Below are 3696 nucleotides of genomic sequence, written 5' to 3'. Positions count from 1 at the left end.
CCGTGTACTCCGTGCCGACCAGTGCGAACGCGGAAGACCATGTGTCCATGGGTGCCAACGAGGCCCGCCACGTGCTGGAGATGACCGAAGACCTCGGCCACGTGCTGGCGATGGAGCTGTACACCGCGGCCCAGGCGCTGGAGTACCGGCAGGACATGCTCAATGCCGCGCGCTCCCTTGCGCATCGCGGCGACTTGCCGGCGTTCGTCTCGAAGATTTCCGGCGTGCCGCGCGCGGATTCGCCGCACTACGCACGCTTCGAGGGCGAGGTGCGCGCGCTGATGGATGCGCTGGCCTCCGCCGACGATTTCCACGGCGGCAAGGCCGTGCGCGAAGCGCTGGCCACCTTGCGCGAGCATGTGGCCTTCATGCAGCGCGACCGCGCGATGGACGGCGACGTGCGGGCGGTATGCGAACTGGTGGCGTCCGGCCGCCTAGTGACTGGGCGCTAGCGGCTCCTAAACCTCCGGCGAAGACCGCGATGCGGCGCCCGATTCTCCACCCGGTGCCCAATCGTCGAGCATGCCGGCGCGCACACCGGCGAGATACTGGTAAAGCTGGGCGTCGTTCGCGAGGCCCAGTTTTGCCATGGCCGAACGCTTCTGCCGGCTGATCGTCTTGAAGCTGCGCCCCATGAGTGCGGCGATTTCCGAAAGGCCGTGTCCTTTCGCATAAGCACGGAGTACCTCCACCTCGCGTGGCGACAGCCGCGTGGAGAGATCGTCGTGGCCCGCCGCGCAGTCGGCCTCGTGGAACAGGCGGCGGATCGCGGGGCTCAGATAGGAGCGGCCCACGTCGGCCGCGTGCACCGCCACGGGAATGTCGCGCAGGTTGGCGCGCTTGTCGAAGATGGCCGCCACGCCCATGTCGAGCAGGCCGCGCAACACGGCGGGATTCGAGAGCATGGTGAGGATGACGATGCCGACGTCGGGACGGGTGGCGCGAATGCGCCGGATCATGGGCAGGCCGTCGGGTTGGTTGCCCTCCGGCATGGAATAGTCGGTGATCACGACGTCGCAGGGGTGGTCGACCAGGGCCTCGAACAGGGTGTCGGTATCGTGGGCGCGGGCGATGACCTCGTATCGATGCGCCCTGAGAATGGTTTCGACCCCCGCAACGACGACCGGGTGATCGTCGGCGATGATCACGGTGCTCGACATGGTAGGGCTCGCGGCATGGAGGGGGGCCATGGTGGCGAGCGACCGGCGCGAAATATATGGAAGAAAAGCGCAATTGTGTCCGGAGGCGCTTGCCACGGGCCGGTTGCGCAGTTAGGATTAGTTATCGTATTAACGCGTTAGTACATTATGAAGCGTCGCTCCCTCGATCCGGAAACCCCCGCCGATTCCGCTGAAACCAGCCTGTGCGAAGCCCTGGCCGGGCTCACCACCGTGGAGGAGATGCGGGCCTTCCTGCACGACCTGTGCACCCCGGCGGAGATCGAAGTCATGGTCGATCGCTGGCGGGTGGTGCCGCACCTGCTCGAGGGCCGCTCCTATCGCGAGATCCATGAGCGGACGGCGGTCAGCATCACCACCATCGGGCGCGTCGCGCGTTACCTCAACCAGGGCAACGGCGGGTACATGGCCGCCGCCGCCCGGCGCAATCTCGGGGGCGCAGCATGAACCCGCGCGACCGACTGCGCATCGCCATGCAGAAGTCCGGCCGGCTCACCGAGCCCGCCCAGGAACTGCTCGCCCGCTGCGGCCTCAAGTTCCGGCAGAGCCGCGACAAGCTTTTCTGCTTTGGCGAGGGCGAACCGGTGGATCTGCTGCTGGTTCGCGATGACGACATCCCCAGCCTCATCGCGGAGGGCGTATGCGACCTCGGCATCGTGGGCCGGAACGTCCTGCGCGAGTTCCAGCTTTCGAACGAGGAAGCGGGCGTGGGTCTGGACGAACTGCGGCCGCTGGGCTTCGGGCACTGCCGGCTTTCCATCGCGGTACCCCAGGAAGACGCCTATGAAGGTCCCTCGCAGCTGGCGGGGCAGCGCATCGCCACGTCATACCCGGGCCTGCTGGGCGAGTGGCTGCGTGCGAACGGCGTCGATGCCAAAGTGGTGATGCTGGCCGGCTCGGTGGAGATCGCGCCGCGCCTCGGCACGGCGGACGCCATCTGCGACCTCGTCTCCAGCGGTGCCACGCTCGGCGCGAACCAGTTGCGCGAAGCGGCGGTGGTCGTCGAAAGCGAAGCTGTGCTCGCCGGCCGCCGCGAGCTTCCCGCTGACGAGCGCGCCGATATCGCCGAACTGCTCTTGCGCCGGCTCGACGGTGTGATCCAGGTGCGCGACTCGCGCCTCATCCTGATGCAGGCGCCGCGTAATGCGCTCGCGGCGATCACACGTCTGCTGCCGGGTGCGCCCGTGCCCACGCTCACGCCGATCGACGGCGCGCCGGATCACGTGGTGCTGCAGGCACTGTGCGCCGGGTCGGTGAGCTGGCGGCAACTCGAAGACATGAAGCGCGCTGGCGCGCGCGACATGCTGGTGCTGCCCGTGGAGAAGATGCTGGCATGAAGCGGATCGACTGGAAGATTCTCGACGAGGCGGGGCGCGAGGCGGCGCTTGCACGACCGGCGCAGTCGCGCGCCCCGGGCCTTCGCCAGGGCGTGGAGGCGATCGTCGCCGAGGTGCGGGCGCGGGGCGATGCCGCGCTGTTCGAACTCACGTCCCGGTACGACGGCGTGGAGATGGACGATCTTGCCGTGTCCGCGCAAGAATTCGCCGATGCCGAAGCGCGCCTTCCCGAAGCATTGAAGGCGGCCATTCTCGAGGCGGCGGGTCGTATCGAAACGTTCCATCGCGCTGGCGCGCCGGTACCGGTGGCCATCGAGACGGCGCCAGGCGTGCGTGTGGAGCGCATCCTGCGACCCATTCGTCGCGTGGGACTCTACGTGCCGGCGGGCGGCGCTCCGCTGCCCTCGACCGCCATCATGCTGGGAGTGCCCGCCGCTATCGCGGAGTGCCGCGATGTGGTGATGTGCACACCGGTGCAGGCGAATGGCCGGTGCGACGATGCGGTGCTGTTCGCGGCGCGCGCCGTCGGCGTGCATCGCGTGTTCAAGCTGGGCGGTGCGCAGGCGATCGCCGCCATGGCGTATGGCACGGCATCCGTTCCCCGTTGCGACAAACTGTTCGGTCCCGGTAATGCATGGGTCACCGAGGCGAAGCTGCAAGTGGCCGGCGATCCGGCAGGTGCCGCCATCGACATGCCCGCCGGTCCGTCGGAAGTGCTGGTGATCGCCGACGACAATGCCGATCCGCGTTTCGTCGCCGCCGACCTGCTGTCGCAGGCGGAGCACGGGCCCGATTCGCAGGTGTTGCTCGTCAGCCCGTCGCGCGACCTGCTCGATGCGGTGGAAGCCGAGGTGGAACGGCAACGGGTCGAGCTCCCGCGCGCCGACGTGGCGGCGCTCGCACTGCGGGAAAGCCGCCTCGTGCTGGTTGGCGATCTCGCCGAGGCAGTGGCGGTCAGCAACCTCTACGCGCCGGAGCACCTCATCATCCAGACGGCCGATCCGCGCGCATTGCTAGACGACATCGAGTCCGCCGGATCCGTCTTCCTCGGCGAGTGGACGCCCGAGTCCATCGGCGACTACTGCAGCGGCAGCAACCATGTGCTGCCTACGTATGGCTACGCGCGTAGCTTCAGCGGCGTGTCCGTGGCCAGTTTCCAGAAGCAGGTCACGGTGCAGCAG

At 68.0% G+C, this 3696-nt stretch carries 5 protein-coding genes; 4 read left to right on the top strand and 1 reads right to left on the bottom strand.

What is annotated here, in order from left to right:
* A partial coding sequence (locus ACPYOD_RS18985) for an aromatic amino acid lyase (RefSeq protein ID WP_481303248.1) occupies positions 1–452 on the top strand: 452 nt, incomplete at its 5' end.
* Positions 453–458: 6 nt separating this feature from the next.
* Here the strand turns inward: ACPYOD_RS18985 and ACPYOD_RS18980 are convergent.
* Entirely contained in the window at positions 459–1160 is a 702-nt protein-coding gene (locus tag ACPYOD_RS18980; protein WP_481303247.1) for a response regulator, read from the bottom strand.
* Positions 1161–1307: 147 nt separating this feature from the next.
* Here ACPYOD_RS18980 and ACPYOD_RS18975 point away from each other — a divergent pair, with 147 nt between their 5' ends.
* The 3 genes from ACPYOD_RS18975 to hisD form a co-directional block, all read left to right on the top strand.
* Complete coding sequence (locus ACPYOD_RS18975; RefSeq protein WP_481303246.1) at positions 1308–1625, top strand: YerC/YecD family TrpR-related protein; 318 nt, start codon at positions 1308–1310, stop codon at positions 1623–1625.
* Complete coding sequence (hisG, locus tag ACPYOD_RS18970) at positions 1622–2515, top strand: ATP phosphoribosyltransferase (protein WP_481303245.1); 894 nt, start codon at positions 1622–1624, stop codon at positions 2513–2515. Before ACPYOD_RS18975 ends, hisG begins: the two co-directional genes overlap by 4 nt.
* Positions 2512–3696, top strand: a 1185-nt coding sequence (gene hisD, locus ACPYOD_RS18965) for a histidinol dehydrogenase (protein ID WP_481303244.1), incomplete at its 3' end; no start/stop codon positions are given. The genes hisG and hisD, both read left to right, overlap by 4 nt.

It is taken from the genome of Luteibacter sp. HAY1-4A (assembly GCF_056755355.1).
The sequence above is the reverse complement of the archived record's forward strand: the minus strand, read 5'-3'. Positions and strand labels throughout refer to the sequence as shown.